Source organism: Pseudomonas sp. HS-18 (assembly GCF_020401845.1).
GTDB lineage: Bacteria > Pseudomonadota > Gammaproteobacteria > Pseudomonadales > Pseudomonadaceae > Pseudomonas > Pseudomonas nitroreducens.
The window spans coordinates 4,562,361-4,578,141 of record NZ_CP084413.1 but is presented as its reverse complement, the minus strand read 5'-3'; the positions used below and the strand labels follow the sequence as shown (position 1 = coordinate 4,578,141).

Annotated in this window: 14 protein-coding genes; 12 read left to right on the top strand and 2 right to left on the bottom strand. The window is 63.4% G+C overall.

The features are described from left to right. Nucleotides 1–666 (bottom strand): fumarylacetoacetate hydrolase family protein, encoded by a 666-nt coding sequence (locus LDJ84_RS21255; protein WP_065086090.1) that lies wholly within the window; start codon nt 664–666, stop codon nt 1–3. Between the two features lie 270 nt (nt 667–936). On the opposite strand from LDJ84_RS21255, the gene hpaR reads away from it, so the two are divergent. Together hpaR and hpaA are read left to right on the top strand one after the other, a co-directional pair. Continuing rightward, entirely contained in the window at nt 937–1,359 is a 423-nt protein-coding gene (gene hpaR, locus LDJ84_RS21250; protein WP_065086089.1) for a homoprotocatechuate degradation operon regulator HpaR, read from the top strand. A gap of 33 nt (nt 1,360–1,392) precedes the next feature. After that, nucleotides 1,393–2,310, top strand: a complete 918-nt coding sequence (gene hpaA, locus LDJ84_RS21245) for a 4-hydroxyphenylacetate catabolism regulatory protein HpaA (protein ID WP_065086088.1) — start codon at nt 1,393–1,395, stop codon at nt 2,308–2,310. Between the two features lie 67 nt (nt 2,311–2,377). Here hpaA and LDJ84_RS21240 read toward each other — a convergent pair whose 3' ends face one another. After that, nucleotides 2,378–3,640 (bottom strand): OprD family porin, encoded by a 1,263-nt coding sequence (locus LDJ84_RS21240; protein WP_083196236.1) that lies wholly within the window; start codon nt 3,638–3,640, stop codon nt 2,378–2,380. A gap of 710 nt (nt 3,641–4,350) precedes the next feature. On the opposite strand from LDJ84_RS21240, the gene LDJ84_RS21235 reads away from it, so the two are divergent. The 10 genes from LDJ84_RS21235 to LDJ84_RS21190 all read left to right on the top strand — a co-directional run bounded on the left by LDJ84_RS21235 (nt 4,351) and on the right by LDJ84_RS21190 (nt 15,764). Further along, nucleotides 4,351–5,523 carry a p-hydroxyphenylacetate 3-hydroxylase oxygenase component gene (locus LDJ84_RS21235; protein ID WP_065086087.1) on the top strand — a complete coding sequence of 391 codons (1,173 nt, stop codon included), beginning with the start codon at nt 4,351–4,353 and terminating at the stop codon, nt 5,521–5,523. 100 nt (nt 5,524–5,623) lie between these two features. Further along, a complete protein-coding gene (locus LDJ84_RS21230) occupies nt 5,624–6,562 on the top strand; it encodes a p-hydroxyphenylacetate 3-hydroxylase reductase component (RefSeq protein ID WP_065086086.1) in 939 nt (312 codons plus the stop codon). Nucleotides 6,563–6,855: 293 nt separating this feature from the next. Then, on the top strand, nt 6,856–8,118 hold the full coding sequence (locus tag LDJ84_RS21225; protein WP_413247432.1) for a TPM domain-containing protein: 1,263 nt from the start codon (nt 6,856–6,858) through the stop codon (nt 8,116–8,118). 39 nt (nt 8,119–8,157) lie between these two features. Next, on the top strand, nt 8,158–8,589 hold the full coding sequence (locus LDJ84_RS21220; RefSeq protein ID WP_065086085.1) for a hypothetical protein: 432 nt from the start codon (nt 8,158–8,160) through the stop codon (nt 8,587–8,589). After that, nucleotides 8,589–9,863 carry a TPM domain-containing protein gene (locus LDJ84_RS21215; RefSeq protein ID WP_065086084.1) on the top strand — a complete coding sequence of 425 codons (1,275 nt, stop codon included), beginning with the start codon at nt 8,589–8,591 and terminating at the stop codon, nt 9,861–9,863. The genes LDJ84_RS21220 and LDJ84_RS21215 overlap by 1 nt, the downstream gene beginning before the upstream one ends. A gap of 141 nt (nt 9,864–10,004) precedes the next feature. Beyond that, a complete protein-coding gene (gene flhA / locus LDJ84_RS21210; RefSeq protein ID WP_084357438.1) occupies nt 10,005–12,128 on the top strand; it encodes a flagellar biosynthesis protein FlhA in 2,124 nt (707 codons plus the stop codon). Nucleotides 12,129–12,143: 15 nt separating this feature from the next. Then, nucleotides 12,144–13,454 carry a flagellar biosynthesis protein FlhF gene (flhF, locus tag LDJ84_RS21205; protein ID WP_065086082.1) on the top strand — a complete coding sequence of 437 codons (1,311 nt, stop codon included), beginning with the start codon at nt 12,144–12,146 and terminating at the stop codon, nt 13,452–13,454. Nucleotides 13,455–13,618: 164 nt separating this feature from the next. Then, entirely contained in the window at nt 13,619–14,446 is an 828-nt protein-coding gene (gene fleN / locus LDJ84_RS21200; protein WP_017520297.1) for a flagellar synthesis regulator FleN, read from the top strand. Then, complete coding sequence (gene fliA, locus LDJ84_RS21195) at nt 14,443–15,192, top strand: RNA polymerase sigma factor FliA (RefSeq protein WP_024764971.1); 750 nt, start codon at nt 14,443–14,445, stop codon at nt 15,190–15,192. The genes fleN and fliA overlap by 4 nt, the downstream gene beginning before the upstream one ends. Nucleotides 15,193–15,389: 197 nt before the next feature. After that, nucleotides 15,390–15,764, top strand: coding sequence for a chemotaxis response regulator CheY (locus LDJ84_RS21190; protein WP_085988857.1), 375 nt, complete (start codon nt 15,390–15,392; stop codon nt 15,762–15,764). Nucleotides 15,765–15,781 lie beyond the last annotated feature (17 nt).

The following is a 15,781-nucleotide window of genomic DNA, read 5'->3' as shown; positions in this document are numbered from 1 at the left end:
TCAGGCTTCCTCCGCCACGATGTGATTGACCAGACGGCCCAGCCCTTCGATTTCCACTACTACCTCGTCACCGGGCTGCACATCGACGCGGCCCTCGGGGGTGCCGGTGAGGAGCACATCGCCGGCGTGAAGCGTCATGAACTCACTGATCTCGGCGATCAGCCGAGGAATGCTGCGCAGCAAATTGGCGGTGCTGTTGTGCTGGCGCTCCTTGCCGTTGACCAGCAGGCGGATCGGCAGGGCATGTGGGTCGGCGATCTCGTCGCGGCCGACCACCTCGCTGCCCAACGGGCAGAAGCCGTCGCGGCATTTGGCTTTGACCGCCGGGCGGTAGTAACTGTCTTCCGGCAGGCTGAACTCGTTGACGATCACATAGCCGGCCACATAGTCCATGGCCTGGTCTTCGCTGACGCGGCTGGCGTCACGAGCGAGCACGACACCCAGCGCTGGGCCCGGTTGCAGACGCTCGACTCCGGCGGGAAAGACCACCGCCTGGCCATCGCCGTTGCGGGTGTTGGGGGTCTTGATGAACAGCACCGGCTTGAGCGGCGGCCGTTGGTAGGGAGCTTGCTGGAACTCTTCCAGCCGGCTGTGCAACAGGCCCTGGTAGTTCAGCGCGACGCCGAACAGGGTGCCGTTGGCGACTTCACTTGCTGCGCGACGCATGGTGTTCGCTCCTGGGTTGCTTGTCGGGGCCGCAGATGTCGCGGTGCGATAGGAATGGCTATTTCGTTAATATGTGAATGTTATAATTAACATGTTAACAATGGTCAAGCCCTGAGCATCGATAGCTGCGTGAAAGGGCGCGGAGGTTTTTGCCGTTGCGAGTTACTGGCGTGACCTCGGGCTTTGCGATCCTTGGGATGGATGACAGCGTTGCGCGGGCTGACACCTTGTTGGTTAAATCCAGCCTTTATCGATTCGAACAGGCGCTATATGCCAAGTCCTCGTCCTTCTCTGACCCTCACGCTGCTTCAGGCCCGCGAAGCGGCCATGGCGTTTTTCCGTCCAATGCTCAATCAGCATGGATTGACGGAGCAGCAGTGGCGGGTGATCCGAATCCTGCGCCAGAACGGCGAGATGGAGAGTTACCAACTGGCCGACCAGGCCTGCATCCTCAAGCCGAGCATGACCGGTATGCTGGTGAGGCTGGAGCGTGACGGAATCGTCAAGCGCTGGAAGTCGCCGCAGGACCAGCGTCGCGTCTACGTCTGCCTGACCGAGCAGGGGCAGCAGGCGTTCGTGGCGATGAGCGAGGGTATGGAAAGCAACTACCAGAAAATCCAAGATCAGTTTGGGGCCGAGAAGCTGCAGCAGCTGTTGGCGCTACTGGATGATCTGAAGAAGATCGAGCCCTGACTGGGTCGCGTCTTACCGGCAGGAAGGTCCGAGATGGCACGACGCCCACCGATTCCCAATATCGATATCGGTCAGGTCTACGACCTGCGTTACGCCGACTCGGAGGTTCATTACGAAGAGTTGGGCAAGCTGGCGGATTTCTTCGGTCGCAACATGCCGGTGCATCGTCACGACCGCTACTTCCAGGTGCACTACGTCAAGAGTGGGGCTGTTCGGGTTTTTCTCGATGAGCAACAGTACCACCAGCAGGGCCCGCTGTTCTTCCTCACGCCGCCGACCGTTGCCCATGCGTTCGTCACCGAGCCTGGCAGTGATGGTCACGTCCTGACCGTGCGCCAGCAATTGATCTGGCCATTGCTCGAACCGGAGCAGGGGCTTGCCAGCGGGCCGCAGATTGCACCGCTTTGCGTTGCTTTCAGCGAATTGGAGGAAAGTTTCCAGGCCGAGGCACGGCGCCTGGATAGCTTGTTCGAATTGCTGCGTGACGAGTTTCGCGCCCAGCGCCCGGGCCGCGATGCCGGGCTGAGCCTGCTGACCCGCCTGATCTTCATCAGCCTGTTGCGTCTGTCGAGCCGCTCGCTACAGGCACAACCGACACGGCGCGACGACTTGCAGTTCTTCCAGCGCTTTAACGTGCTGATCGAGGAGCGCTACGCTGAACACTGCTCGTTGTCCGTCTATGCATCGCAGATCGGCGTCACCGAAGCGCGACTCAACGATATCTGTCGACGGGTGTCAGGGCTTCCGTCCAAGCGTCTGGTTCATGACCGATTGATGCAGGAGGCCAAGCGCCTGCTGTTGTTCACCGGGTTGTCGATCAATGAGATCTGCTACCAGCTCGGCTTCAAGGATCCTGGCTATTTCAGCCGCTTCTTCACCCGCAATGCGGGTCTGGCGCCAGGGGAATATCGCCAGCGTCGCCTCAATGACAAGGAAGACGCTTGGCGCTAGCCGACGCCATGCCGTGGTAGGCAGTGGCCGCCGCCAGAGGGTATCCGCAGATGGTCGGCCAGTTGGGTCAGAACAGTGGGAGTGTGTAGCCGAGGATGATGCGGTTTTCGTCGATATCCGTGCGCAGGCCGTCGCCGGAGCGGAAGGTGGCGTTGCGCAGGCGAACGTTGAAACCCTTCAGATAACCATCCTGGAATGCGTAGGCAAGATCGGTGTCACGCTCCCACTCGCTACCGTCACGCACTGTCGCCGTCTGCACGTTCTTGCCGTAGACGTAACGGGTCATGAAGGTCAGTCCAGGCATGCCTAGCGCCGCGAAATCATAGTCATAGCGTGCCTGCCAGGCGTCAGTGCCGGCCTTGGTGAAGACGTTGATCGTGACCAGGTTCACCGAGTACGGGTCCAGCCCGGGATAGGCGAAGTCGCCATCGCCGGAGAGGTTCTGGTAGCCGACGCCGAACTTGTGCGCCCCGACACCGAGGGTGAGCATGCCGTTGAAAAAGCGGTTGTCGATGCGCCCTCCATCCACCCGGTTTGCGCTGCGGTAGCGGTGGTCGCCAGCCTCTACGGTATCGAAGTAGCGCAGATCGGTTTTCAGGCTGATGCCTTCGCCGAGGCTGGCGTTGTGTACCAGGCCTGCGTAGTTCTGCTGATAGATATCCTCCATCTGCGCGTAGTAGTAGCTCAGACTCAAATTCGGTGTGACGGCATAGGTTCCGCCCAGCAGGTCGAGGTGCGCGCTGTCCACGCCGGTGTAGTTCATCTCCTCGTTGTGCGACGAGTCTCTGCGGTTGATCTTTTCCAGGCGTCCGGCATTGAGTGTCAGTCCTTCTATCTCCTGCGAGGTGAGCAGACCGCCGGCATAGGTGGACGAAAGCAGCCGCGTGTCGTTGTAGGCAGCCACCGGCAATTGTGGCTGCAGCGTGCCGACGCGCAGCACGGTGTTCGAGGCACGCAGCTTGGCGGTCAGCCCCAATTCGCTGTAGGTGTCCTCCGGTTCGCCATGGCTGTCGTAGGGCAGGAGACCGGTGCCGTGTCGATCACGGCTGGAGTCGAGTTTGATCGCCGTTTCCCCGATGGCATCCAGACCGACGCCCACGGTGCCATCGGTGAAGCCGGAGACAAAGCGAGCCGTGAAACCTTGAGCCCATTCCTCTGCCTTGGACTGTGGCGCACCGCTCTGACGGAAGTCACGGTTCATGTACATGTTGCGGGCCTCGATGCTGGCCGTGCTGTCGCTGATCAGATCGGCCTGGGCGCCGGAACTGATGCCCCAGACGGTGGTGAGCAGACAGGGGAGATGAGAGAGGCTGCGGTTTTTCCTGATCATTGTTCTTGTCTCTAGGAAAAGGGAGGTTGGCGCCATGGTCCCTCTGTTGCGGGGATGTGGCGTGCCTAATCTAGGGTCTTGTTAAGATATTAACAATATGCCTGTGTAGCCGTATCTCAGATATCCAGTTCGTATGGAGAATTTTATAATTTCACAAATTATTGATTTTAAATGAAATATTTATTTCATAACCGTCGAGTCGACGATTTGGCTCGTGCGGAATTTTGCACAATTGTGATCACAGTCAATTAACTTATTAACCTGTTCTCTGCCAAGGGGAACGGCCGAAGGCATACCTGTAACGGCGCCATCCCAGGCTCTCCGGCGATTTGTGCAGGTTCCACCAAGCGGAAATTCCATGGCTGGCCAGGTACAGGGCGAAGGGCACCAAGCGAGTGTCGATGCACTGAGGGGTAGGGATGAAAGGAGGTATGAAAAATGAAAATCTGTCGATTCATTTCTATCTTAATGAAATAACGTGAAAATCATTGGGTTAGGGGCTTGTAGCGTGGATTTCGGGTTTTTTGTGCTCCTTGGAATGTTCAATGAAAAGTACAAGAGAGACTGCGTAACTTACATTCAGTCGAGTGTCGATGGGCTTACATAATCCGCCCGTCCCTCTCGTCGAACCCTTCGAGAGCCCGTCCGGAAGCCCTGCGCCTGTGCATGCAGTGCCTCCGCAGACTTCCAATAACAATTCAGGGCCTATCATGAAAAAGCCGAATTCACTGCTTGAAGACCTTCGCTCCATCCTCCCGGACATCGCTGCCAACGCTGAGCGTGGCGAGCGGGAGCGCATGGCGCCGGCCGAGAACATCGCCCTGCTGAAAGGCATCGGCCTGCACCGCGCTTTCCAGCCGAAAGCCTATGGCGGCATGGAAATCTCGCTGCCCGAATTCGCCGAATGCGTGGTGGCGCTGGCAGGCGCCTGTGCCGGCACGGCTTGGGCTTTCAGCCTGCTCTGTACCCATAGCCACCAACTGGCGATGTTCTCAAAACGCCTGCAAGACGACGTCTGGGGCGAAAACCCCGACGCAACTGCCAGTAGCAGCATTGCTCCGTTCGGCAAGGTTCAGGAGGTCGAAGGCGGCATACTGTTCAACGGCGAGATGGGGTGGAGCAGCGGCTGCGATTACGCCGAATGGGCCATCGTCGGTTTCCGTCGACAAAGCAAGGATGGCGGCGAACCGATCTATTGTTTCGCCGTGGTGCCGCGCGCCGACTACGACATCCGCGATGACTGGTTCGTTGCCGGGATGCGCGGTAGCGGTACCAAGACACTGATCATCCAGGATGCCTTCATCCCCAATCATCGCATCGAAGCTGCCAAGGACATGATGGAGGGTCGCTCCGCCGGTTTTGGCCTGTACCCGGACAGCCAGATCTTCTACGCCCCCTATCGTCCGTACTTTGCCAGTGGTTTTGCCGCGATCAGCCTGGGCATCGCCGAGCGTATGCTCGCTGCCTTCACCGAGAAAACCCGCAATCGCGTGCGTGCCTACACGGGGGCCGCCGTTGGCGCTGCAACCCCGGCCTTGATGCGCCTGGCGGAATCCACCCACCAGGTGGCCGCCGCCCGTGCCTTCCTCGAAAAGACTTGGGAGCAGCATGCCGAATACGCGCGTGCGCATCGTTACCCGGAGCGCCGGACGCTGGCGCACTGGCGGACCAACCAAGCCTACGCGGTGAAAATGTGCATCGCTGCAGTGGATCGGCTGTTCGCCGCTGCCGGCGGTACGGCCTGGTTCGACAACAATGAACTGCAGCGTCTGTTCCGCGACTCGCACATGACCGGCGCTCATGCCTACACCGACTATGACGTCTGCGCGCAGATCCTCGGCCGTGAGCTGATGGGGCTGGAGCCCGACCCCAGCATGGTCTGAGTTGCGCACGTCTGCGCGCCACACCTCGGGTTGGCACCACACTCCTTTTTCTTGATTGCCTTTTGCCCGCCGGCCGATCGGTCGGCGCGGAGGATTCGCCATGACTGACAATAATGCAGCGGGGTTTGACTCGCGCGCCTTTCGCCGTGCTCTGGGTAACTTCGCCACAGGAGTTACCGTGATGACTGCCGCTGATGCCGATGCCCGGCGCGTTGGTGTGACCGCCAACAGCTTCAATTCGGTGTCGCTCGACCCGCCGCTGGTGCTCTGGAGTATCGACAAGCGTTCTGGCAGCTATGAGGTTTTCCACTGCGCGACGCACTTCGCGGTGAATATTCTCGCCGCTGATCAGGTGGACCTGTCCAATCAGTTCGCTCGTCCCAGCGCTGACCGGTTCAGCGGTGTGGCCTGGGAGGTGGGGGCGGGTGGTGCGCCGTTGCTAGCCGACTGTGCGGCGCGCTTCCAGTGCGAGAAATATCAGCAGCTCGACGGCGGCGACCACTGGATCCTGATTGGCCGGGTGCTGGCATTCGATGACCTGGGGCGCGCGCCTCTGTTGTATCATCAAGGAGTGTACAGCACCGTGCTGCCGCATCCCCGTTTGCGCAAGGTGGAGGCCGGCGTGCCGCGAACCGCCTTCCAGGGGCGACTCAACCATAATCTCTATTACCTGATGACCCAGGCATTGCGCTGCTACCAGGCCGACTATCAGCCCCGGCAGTTGGCCAGTGGCTTGCGTACCAGCGAGGCGCGGATGTTGATGGTCATGGAGAAGGACGCCAGCCTGGCGGTGTCGGCCTTGCTGCAACTGGTGGCAATGCCCCAGCGCGAGATCGAGGAGGCTCGCGCCAACCTTGAGCGCAAGGGGTTGTTGCGCGGGCATGGGGATGCTTGTGGTTTGACGGTGGCGGGCGTTGAGCAGGCGGAAGCGTTATGGAGTATCGCCGAGGAGCAGCAGGCGAAGATATTCGGGCGTTTCAACCAGCAACAGATCGAGACGTTCAAGGATGTGCTTCGGGCGTTGGCGCAGCCCCTGTAGCAGCTTGCCGTCGCTGGCCGGAGTAGTCGGCCTTGGTGGCGCATCGAGGGTGAGCCCATTCCTTTGTATCCGTGACAGTTAGCGACGCCAGGTAACTGGCGCTCGCCAACGTCAAAGGAGTGCCCGGCGAGCGTGCTTTGAATGGATGTTAACGCGTGACGAGAAGGTGCCTGCCCGCGGAACTGTTTCAGGAGGGGCGAAATGCGGTGAATCGGTGACGATGGAGGTGTGGCGACGGTAAAGCGCCTATGGCAGCCTTGCCGTCTTGTCGTTGGCAATGGGGGCGCCACTTCGTGTCTGGAAATACGCTCCGCCGAGACTGGCTCGGTGGTTTGTTGCTGGCGCTCTTCTTCGGTGCAATACCGTTGTGCGGTGTAGCTGCAGAGTCGGTCCCCGAAAGCGCAATCGTGCTGCCGCTGGGCGAACGCGTGGTCGACGTCACCGGCACGCTCGACCCCTCCGCCAAGGGCCGCCTGATCGACAAGCTCACGGCCCTGGAGGGGCGGCGCGGTGCGCAGATCGCCGTGGTGATGCTGCCCTCGGTCGGCAAGATGGGCATCGAGGCGTTTTCCAACAAACTGTTCAGCCTGTGGAAGCTCGGCCGCAAGGGCATCGACGATGGCGTGCTGGTGGTGGTGGCCAAGGACGACCACCTGATGCGCATCGAGGTGGGCTACGGCCTGGAAGGGACGATTCCCGATGTGCTGGCCGGGCGCATCATCCGCGAGCGCATGGCGCCGGCGTTCCGCGAAGGGGATTACGCCGGCGGTCTCGACGCGGCGGTGGATGCGCTGATCGGGCTGGTCGACGGCGAACCGCTGGCCGCGCCCGCCCCGTTGCGGGTGCCGCTGGAAGCCTGGCTGCTGCTGGTGGCCTTCGTGGCGGGTGGGATTGGCGGTGTATTGCTGGCCGCCCATCGCCTGCGCTGGCGTGGTGCCCTGACGATCGGCGCCGCAATCGTTGCGCTGGTGGCGGTACTCGCCAGCGGCACCGATGCCCTGGTGACCGTGGCGATTTCGCCGCTCTGCTTGCTGATGGGTGGCGCCACCTTCGGCGCGCTGTGGACGGTTCGCGTGATGTTCTACGGGGTGCTCGGGCTGATCGTCTACTGCATCCTGCTCGGCTTCCTGACGCCGCGCTTTGGCGGCGTGCTGTGGATTTATGCGCTGGCCGCGCCGGTGGGCCTGCTGTTCGTGCTTGGCCTCTGGTGGCTGGTTATCTCGATGATGCGCGATACCTGGCGCAAGGGCCGCCGGGGCTTCTATCTGCGCTTGCTGATCCTGGTGGGGCTCTACCTGGTGGTGGCGTTCTTCGCGGGCGCACCGGCCGTGCCGCTGAATTGGCTGGCGGTGCTGCCGTTCATGGCGCTCCCCGGGCTGCTGATATTCGGTTCGGGCAAGGGGGCTGGTGGCTCCGGCTCGGGCAGCGGCTCGTCCCGTGGCGGCTCCAGCGGTGGCGGTTTCTCCGGCGGTGGCGGGTCGAGCGGCGGCGGCGGGGCGTCCGGCAGCTGGTGGCGCAGCGCCCCGCGGCTTTGCGCGTTGAGCGCATTCAACTAGCATCTCGACACCCATTTGCCAGGAGGCACCGAGCACGCCATGGACAGCACCGTTCGCGACCGCCGCATTGCTGCCGCCATTCCCCTTGTCACGCTACCGGTGATCTACGTTTCGCTGTGGTTCATCCCCTTGCTGGTGCTGGGCTATCTGTTGCTGGGGCGCAGGGCTCCGCCGCTGGTCCGCGAAGTGACGCTGCGAGTGCTGGACCTGTACTTGTCCCTGGCGCTGATCTTCGTGGCTGTCGTGCTGTTGATCGGTTCGCTGGGTGTGGTTGCCAACGATGGCGAGATCAAGCTCTGGCCTCAGATCAAGTCCGTGCTGGTGCTTGTGTTCAGTCTGCTGATCACGGGATACGTCCTCGTCAGCTCTGCCTTCAGCGTCGTTCGCGCCTGGCGCGGCCAGTTGCACGATCCGAAGCTGTCCATGGGGATTCTGCAGGCCCTGCGCGGACGGCCGAGGGCGGCTGCCTGATGAGAACCTGGATTCTCGGCTTCCTGTGCCTGTTCCTCCTGTCGGGCGTGCCGCTCACGCAGGCTGTCCAGGCTGATAGGGCTGCGGCCAGCGTAGATGTCGCCGATGCGCTGCAGGAGCAAGCGCCTGCCGCGGTGGCCGTGCCTCGGCTGGCAAGCCCGGTCACCGACCTCACCGGCACGCTGGATAGCGACTGGGTCGCCTCGATGCGTCAGCGCCTGCTGGCGCTGCAGCAGCGCAAGGGCTCGCAGATCGCCATTCTGATGCTACCCAGCACCGGCGAGGACAGCATCGAGCAGTACGCCACCCGCGTCTTCGAGCAATGGCGCCTGGGGCGGCAGGGGGTGGATGATGGCGTGCTGGTGCTGGTGGCCAAGGACGACCGGACTATGCGCATCGAGGTCGGCTATGGGCTGGAAGGCGCGATTCCGGATGTGAGTGCCGCGCGGATCATCCGGGAATACATGGTTCCGTCTTTCCGCGACGGTGACTTCGCCGGCGGCATCCAGCGGGCGGTCGAGGTCCTGGAGCGTCTGATCGATGGCGAGACACTGCCGGAGGAACGCCAGCAGGGCGGCCTGACGCTTGAGGGCTGGCTGCTGCTGATCGGCCTGGGCGCCGGCGCCGTAGCAGGCATTGCCTTGCGCCGGCGCTGGTTCAGCGTTCGCGCCGTGCTGCTTGCGTCCACGTGCCTGGCGCTGCTGCTGGCGTTCAGCTCCGGCCTGGACGCCGCGCCGATGCTGCTCTTCGTCCTGCCGTTCTGCCTGTTCACCGGTGGCGGCATCGGCGCCCTGGCTGCCTCTTCGCGCAAGGCAGCCTGGGTGGTGTGCGGGCTCATCGGTTACCTGGTGGCGCTGATGCTGCTCGCCTCGCATTTCGACGGGGGAGACGTCGCGCTCTACGGCCTGGCGGCTCCCATTGGTGGGACCGTCGCGCTGATCTTCCTGTGCCTGCCGTTCTTCCTCGCCTACGGCACCTGGAAGCGCAGTCGTCTGGAATTCTGCATTCGCCTGGCGCTGGCCGGCGGCATCGCCGGGTTCGTGGTCTATGCGACGGGAGTTCCGCTGTGGCCCTGGGTGCTTCCCGATTCGCTGGCGCTGATTCCGATGCTGTACGTGCCGATGCTGGTCGCTTTCCTGGCCGGCGGCAGCTCCGGTTCCGGGCCCGGCTCGGATTCAAGCTCCGGCGGCAGCAGTTCGTCGTCCAGCGGCGGCAGCAGTTACTCCGGCGGTGGCGGTTCCAGCGGCGGTGGCGGCGCTTCCGGAAGCTGGTGATCCGGCCGCTCTGAGTCGGGCATTTATCGCGGTTCGAAGAAGTTGGAACGCTTCCTGCAAAACCCTGTGCGGACGCCGGTCTCGGCGTCAAAAGTTTGATCCGGTGGCTGCCTCGGCCACCCACGCGCAGGGGAAATTCGGGTGGATCGTACGCAACTGATCGGCACTGTTCGCAGCAACCTGGTAGGGCTCAGCCGAGGCAACCTCGGCGTGCCGCTGCTGCTGCTGGCGATGCTGGCGATGATGACCCTGCCCATCCCGCCGTTCCTGCTGGATGTGCTGTTCACCTTCAACATCGCGCTGTCCATCGTCGTCCTGCTGGTCAGCGTGTATGCCCTGCGCCCGCTGGATTTCGCCGTCTTCCCGACCATCCTGCTGGTCGCCACCCTGCTGCGCCTGGCGCTGAACGTCGCGTCCACCCGCGTCGTGCTGCTGCACGGCCACGACGGTCACGCGGCCGCCGGCAAGGTGATCCAGGCCTTCGGCGAGGTGGTGATCGGCGGCAACTACGTCGTCGGCATCGTGGTCTTCGCGATCCTCATGATCATCAACTTCGTGGTGGTCACCAAGGGCGCCGGGCGTATCTCCGAGGTGAGTGCGCGTTTCACCCTCGACGCCATGCCCGGCAAGCAGATGGCCATCGATGCCGACCTCAATGCCGGCCTGATCGAGCAGGCGGAAGCCAAGAAGCGCCGCGCCGAAGTGGCCCAGGAAGCCGACTTCTACGGCTCCATGGACGGTGCCAGCAAGTTCGTCCGCGGCGACGCCGTCGCCGGCCTGCTGATCCTGTTCATCAACCTCATCGGTGGTGTGGCCATCGGGGTGATCCAGCACTCGATGAGCTTCGGCGATGCCGGCAAGGTCTACGCCCTGCTGACCATCGGTGACGGTCTGGTGGCGCAGTTGCCCTCGCTGCTGCTGTCCACCGCCGCCGCGATCATGGTGACGCGTGTGTCCAGCTCCGAGGACATGGGGGCCCAGGTCAACCGTCAGATGTTCGCCTCGCCCAAGGCGCTGGCCATCTCTGCCGCCATCCTCATCGCCATGGGCCTGGTGCCCGGCATGCCGCACGTTTCCTTCGTCGGCCTGGGTGGCCTGGCTGCCGGCGGCGCCTGGATGATCTGGAGCCGCCAGCGCAAGGCCAGCCAGAAGGCCGAGCAGGAAGCCCAGACCCAGCAGGAACTGCTGCCCGCCCAGCGCGCCGAGCAGACCAAGGAACTGGGCTGGGATGACGTGACTCCGGTGGACATGGTCGGCCTGGAAGTAGGCTACCGCCTGATTCCGCTGGTGGACCGCAACCAGGGCGGCCAGCTGCTGGCGCGGATCAAGGGCGTACGCAAGAAGCTGTCCCAGGACCTGGGCTTCCTGATGCCGTCGGTGCATATCCGCGACAACCTCGACCTGCTGCCCAACGCCTATCGCCTGACGCTGATGGGTGTCAGCGTGGCCGAAGCCGAGATCTATCCGGACCGCGACCTGGCGATCAACCCCGGCCAGGTGTTCGGCACCCTCAACGGCATCGCCGGCAAGGATCCGGCCTTCGGCCTGGAAGCCGTCTGGATCGAGGCCTCGCAGCGCGACCAGGCGCAGTCCCTGGGCTACACCGTGGTGGACGCCAGCACCGTGGTTGCCACTCACCTGAACCAGGTGCTGCACAAGCATGCCCACGAGCTGCTCGGCCACGAGGAAGTCCAGCAACTGATGCAACTGCTGGCCAAGACCTCGCCCAAGCTCGCCGAGGAGCTGGTGCCGGGGCTGATTTCCCTGTCGACCCTGCTCAAGGTGCTTCAGGCACTCCTGCAGGAGCAGGTGCCGGTACGCGATATCCGCACCATCGCCGAGGCCATCGCCAACGTGGCGGCGAAGAGTCAAGATCCCGCCGCGATGGTGGCGGCGGTCCGCGTCGCGCTGTCCCGCGCAATCGTGCAAACCATTGTGGGACTAGAGCCGGAGCTGCCTGTGATCACTCTGGAACCCAGGTTGGAACAGATATTGCTCAATAGTCTTCAGAAGGCCGGACAGGGCTCCGAAGACGGCATGTTGCTGGAACCCGGAATGGCCGAAAAGCTGCAACGCTCGATGGTTGAAGCGGCGCAGCGTCAGGAGATGCTCGGCAAGCCGGCGATTCTGCTGGTGGCAGGTCCCATCCGCGCGATGATGTCGCGATTCGCCCGGATGGCGGTTCCCACCATGAACGTGCTGGCTTACCAGGAAATCCCGGACAACAAACAAGTCACGATTGTCGCCACTGTTGGGCAGAACTGATTGAGGTCCTAGGCCATGCAGGTAAAACGCTTCTTCGCCGCCGATATGCGTCAGGCCATGAAACTGGTCCGTGACGAGCTGGGCCCGGATGCCTCGATCATCGGCAACCGCCGTGTCGCCGGCGGCGTGGAGCTGACCGCCGCGCTGGATTACCAGGCACCGGTGGCCGCCAGCAAGCCGAACCCGGCGCTGGAAGCCGAGCTGCGCAAGACCCAGGCGAAGATCGCCCAGGCCAAGGCGGACCTGTCGGCCCCGGCCCGCGCAACCGATGGCGTGCGCAAGGACCGTCAAATGTACGGCACCGAATCGCCGCGCCGCAGTGCTGCCGAGACCCTGGCCGAAGCCATGGCCGCGCCGGCCGCCCCGACGCCGGCTGCCGCCGGCCAGCAGGCGCTGGAAGCCATGCGCTTCGAGCTCAACGGCCTGCGTGAACTGATTGAAGTGCAACTGGGCTCCATCGCCTGGAACCAGCTGCAGAACCAGCGCCCGAAGCAGGCCAACCTGTGGCGTCGCCTGCAGCGCATGGGCCTGCCGGCCGACCTGTCGCGCAGCCTGCTGGAGCGCGTAGCCTCCATCGCCGATCCGAAGCAGGCCTGGCGCATGCTGCTGGCGCACCTGGCGCGCTCGATCAACACCCCGGAAACCGACCTGCTGGAGCAGGGCGGCGTGATCGCCCTGGTCGGCCCGGCCGGCATGGGCAAGACCACCACCCTGGCCAAGCTGGCTGCCCGCTACGTACTCAAGTACGGCGCGCAGAGCATTGCCCTGGTGTCCATGGACAGCTTCCGCATCGGCGCCCAGGAGCAGATCAAGACCCTGGGCCGTATCCTCAATGTGCCGGTGACCCTGGTCGATCCTGGCCAGTCGCTGATCCAGGCGATGGCGCCGCTGGCGCGCAAGCGTCTGGTGCTGATCGACACCGCCGGCCTGCCGGCCAACGATCCGGCGCTGCGCATGCAGCTCGAAGCGCTGTCGTCGCTGAGCCTGAACGTGAAGAATTACCTCGTGCTGGCCGCGACCAGCCAGAGCCAGGTGCTCAAGTCCGCCTGGCAGAACTATCGTTCCTGTGGGCTGGCCGGGTGCATCCTGACCAAGCTGGACGAAGCGGGAAGCCTCGGCGAAGCTCTGGCTCTGGCTATCAGCCAGCATCTCCCGGTAGCCTATCTGGCTGACGGGCCGAAGATCCCGGATGACCTGCATGTGGCACGCGCGCACCAACTGGTCAGCCGTGCGGTGAGCCTGCAGTCGCCGGAAGAGCCCAGCGAGGACGCCATGGCCGACATGTTCGCCGGCCTTTACCAGCAGCCGGTGCGTCGCGCCAGCTGAGGATTGTGAGCCCCGGGTGGGGCGTGGGGCGGCCGGTTGGGCCGCCCAAGCGATGCGGATGCTCTGCAAGATGATCCGCGAGCACCGGAAGCGGTGGAGCACCGCAGCCGGATTAGCCGAAACGCCAGAAGCGTGACGGTCGAACGACGAGACAAGGTATTGATATGGGCATGCATCCCGTTCAGGTAATCGCAGTCACCGGTGGCAAGGGTGGCGTGGGCAAGACCAACGTGTCGGTGAATCTGTCGCTGGCGCTGGCCGATCTTGGTCGCCGCGTCATGCTGCTGGACGCCGACCTTGGCCTGGCCAACGTCGACGTGCTGCTGGGCCTGTCGCCCAAGCGCACGCTGGCCGACGTGATCGAAGGCGAATGCGACCTGCGCGACGTGATCCTCCAGGGGCCCGGCGGCATCCGCATCGTCCCGGCGGCCTCGGGCACCCAGAGCATGGTGCACCTCACGCCGATGCAGCATGCCGGCCTGATCCAGGCTTTCAGCGACATCAGCGACAACATCGACGTGCTGGTGGTGGACACCGCCGCCGGTATCGGCGACTCGGTGGTGAGCTTCGTTCGCGCGGCCCAGGAAGTACTGCTGGTCGTCTGCGATGAACCCACGTCCATCACCGATGCCTATGCTTTGATCAAGCTGCTCAACCGCGACTACGGCATGACCCGTTTCCGCGTGCTGGCGAACATGGCCCACAGCCCCCAGGAGGGCCGCAACCTGTTCGCCAAGCTGACCAAGGTCACCGACCGTTTCCTCGACGTGGCGCTGCAGTACGTCGGCGCCATCCCCTACGACGAGTCGGTGCGCAAGGCGGTGCAGAAGCAGCGTTCGGTGTATGAGGCGTTCCCGCGCAGCAAGGCTTCCCTGGCCTTCCGGGCGGTGGCGCAGAAGGTCGACAGCTGGCCGCTGCCGGCCAACCCACGAGGGCACCTGGAGTTCTTCGTCGAGCGCCTGGTGCAACATCCCACGGGTTCGGCCGTATGACCGCGGCCTCCGGAGCGCGTATGTACAGCAAGGCACAGGCGCATAACTCCCAGGAACTGCTGATCCAGAAACACGCACCACTGGTGAAGCGCATCGCCTACCACCTGCTGGGCCGTCTGCCGGCCAGCGTGCAGGTGGAGGACCTGATGCAGGCCGGGATGATCGGCCTGCTGGAGGCGGCGAAGAAGTACGACGCGGGCAAGGGCGCGAGCTTCGAGACCTACGCCGGCATCCGTATCCGTGGCGCCATGCTCGACGAGGTGCGCAAGGGCGATTGGGCGCCCCGTTCGGTGCACCGCAACACCCGTATGGTCAGCGACGCCATCCGCGCCGTCGAGGCGCGCACCGGACGTGACGCTAAAGATCAGGAGGTTGCTGCCGAACTCAATATGAGCCTCGAAGATTATTACGGCATCCTCAGCGACACCCAGGGCAGCCGGTTGTACAGCTTCGATGACATGTTGCAGGACGGTGAACAGGGCGGTGGCCTTGCCGAAGACGCTTCGCATCACGACAACGAGCCGTCCCACGGCCTGGAAGACGAACGCTTCCAGGCGGCGCTGGCCGACGCCATCACCAAGCTGCCCGAGCGCGAGCGGCTGGTCCTGGCGCTGTACTACGACGAGGAGCTCAACCTCAAGGAGATCGGCGAAGTACTGGGCGTCAGCGAGTCCCGCGTCAGCCAGCTGCACAGCCAGTGCGCCGCGCGCCTGCGCTCGCGACTGGCGGAGTGGCGCGCGCGCTGAGCATCGGGTAGTTTCGCGGCTGCTTGTTCTGAGCGTAAAGCCTGAAAGGAATTTCCTTAGGCAAGTTATAGGCTTACGAATTTTTGGGTGACGTTCCTTTGACGCATCCACCCCAAAGAGCGCACGGCGCTCAATGAATTGACGGCACGCCCGCCAGGGCGCGTTTGGTATCGATGGAGGCAGGTTTGGACAAGAACATGAAAATTCTCATCGTGGACGACTTTTCCACGATGAGGCGCATCATCAAGAACCTCCTGCGAGACCTGGGGTTCACCAACACCGCAGAAGCCGACGACGGCACCACTGCGCTGCCGATGCTGCACAGCGGCAACTTCGATTTCCTCGTGACCGACTGGAACATGCCCGGCATGACCGGCATCGACCTGCTTCGTGCGGTCCGCGCCGACGAGCGCCTCAAGCACCTGCCGGTGCTGATGGTCACCGCCGAAGCCAAGCGCGACCAGATCATCGAAGCGGCCCAGGCCGGGGTCAACGGCTATGTGGTCAAGCCTTTCACCGCTCAGGTGCTGAAAGAAAAGATCGAGAAGATTTTCGAGCGGGTCGGCAGCTAAGGCCGGCATAGAGGGCG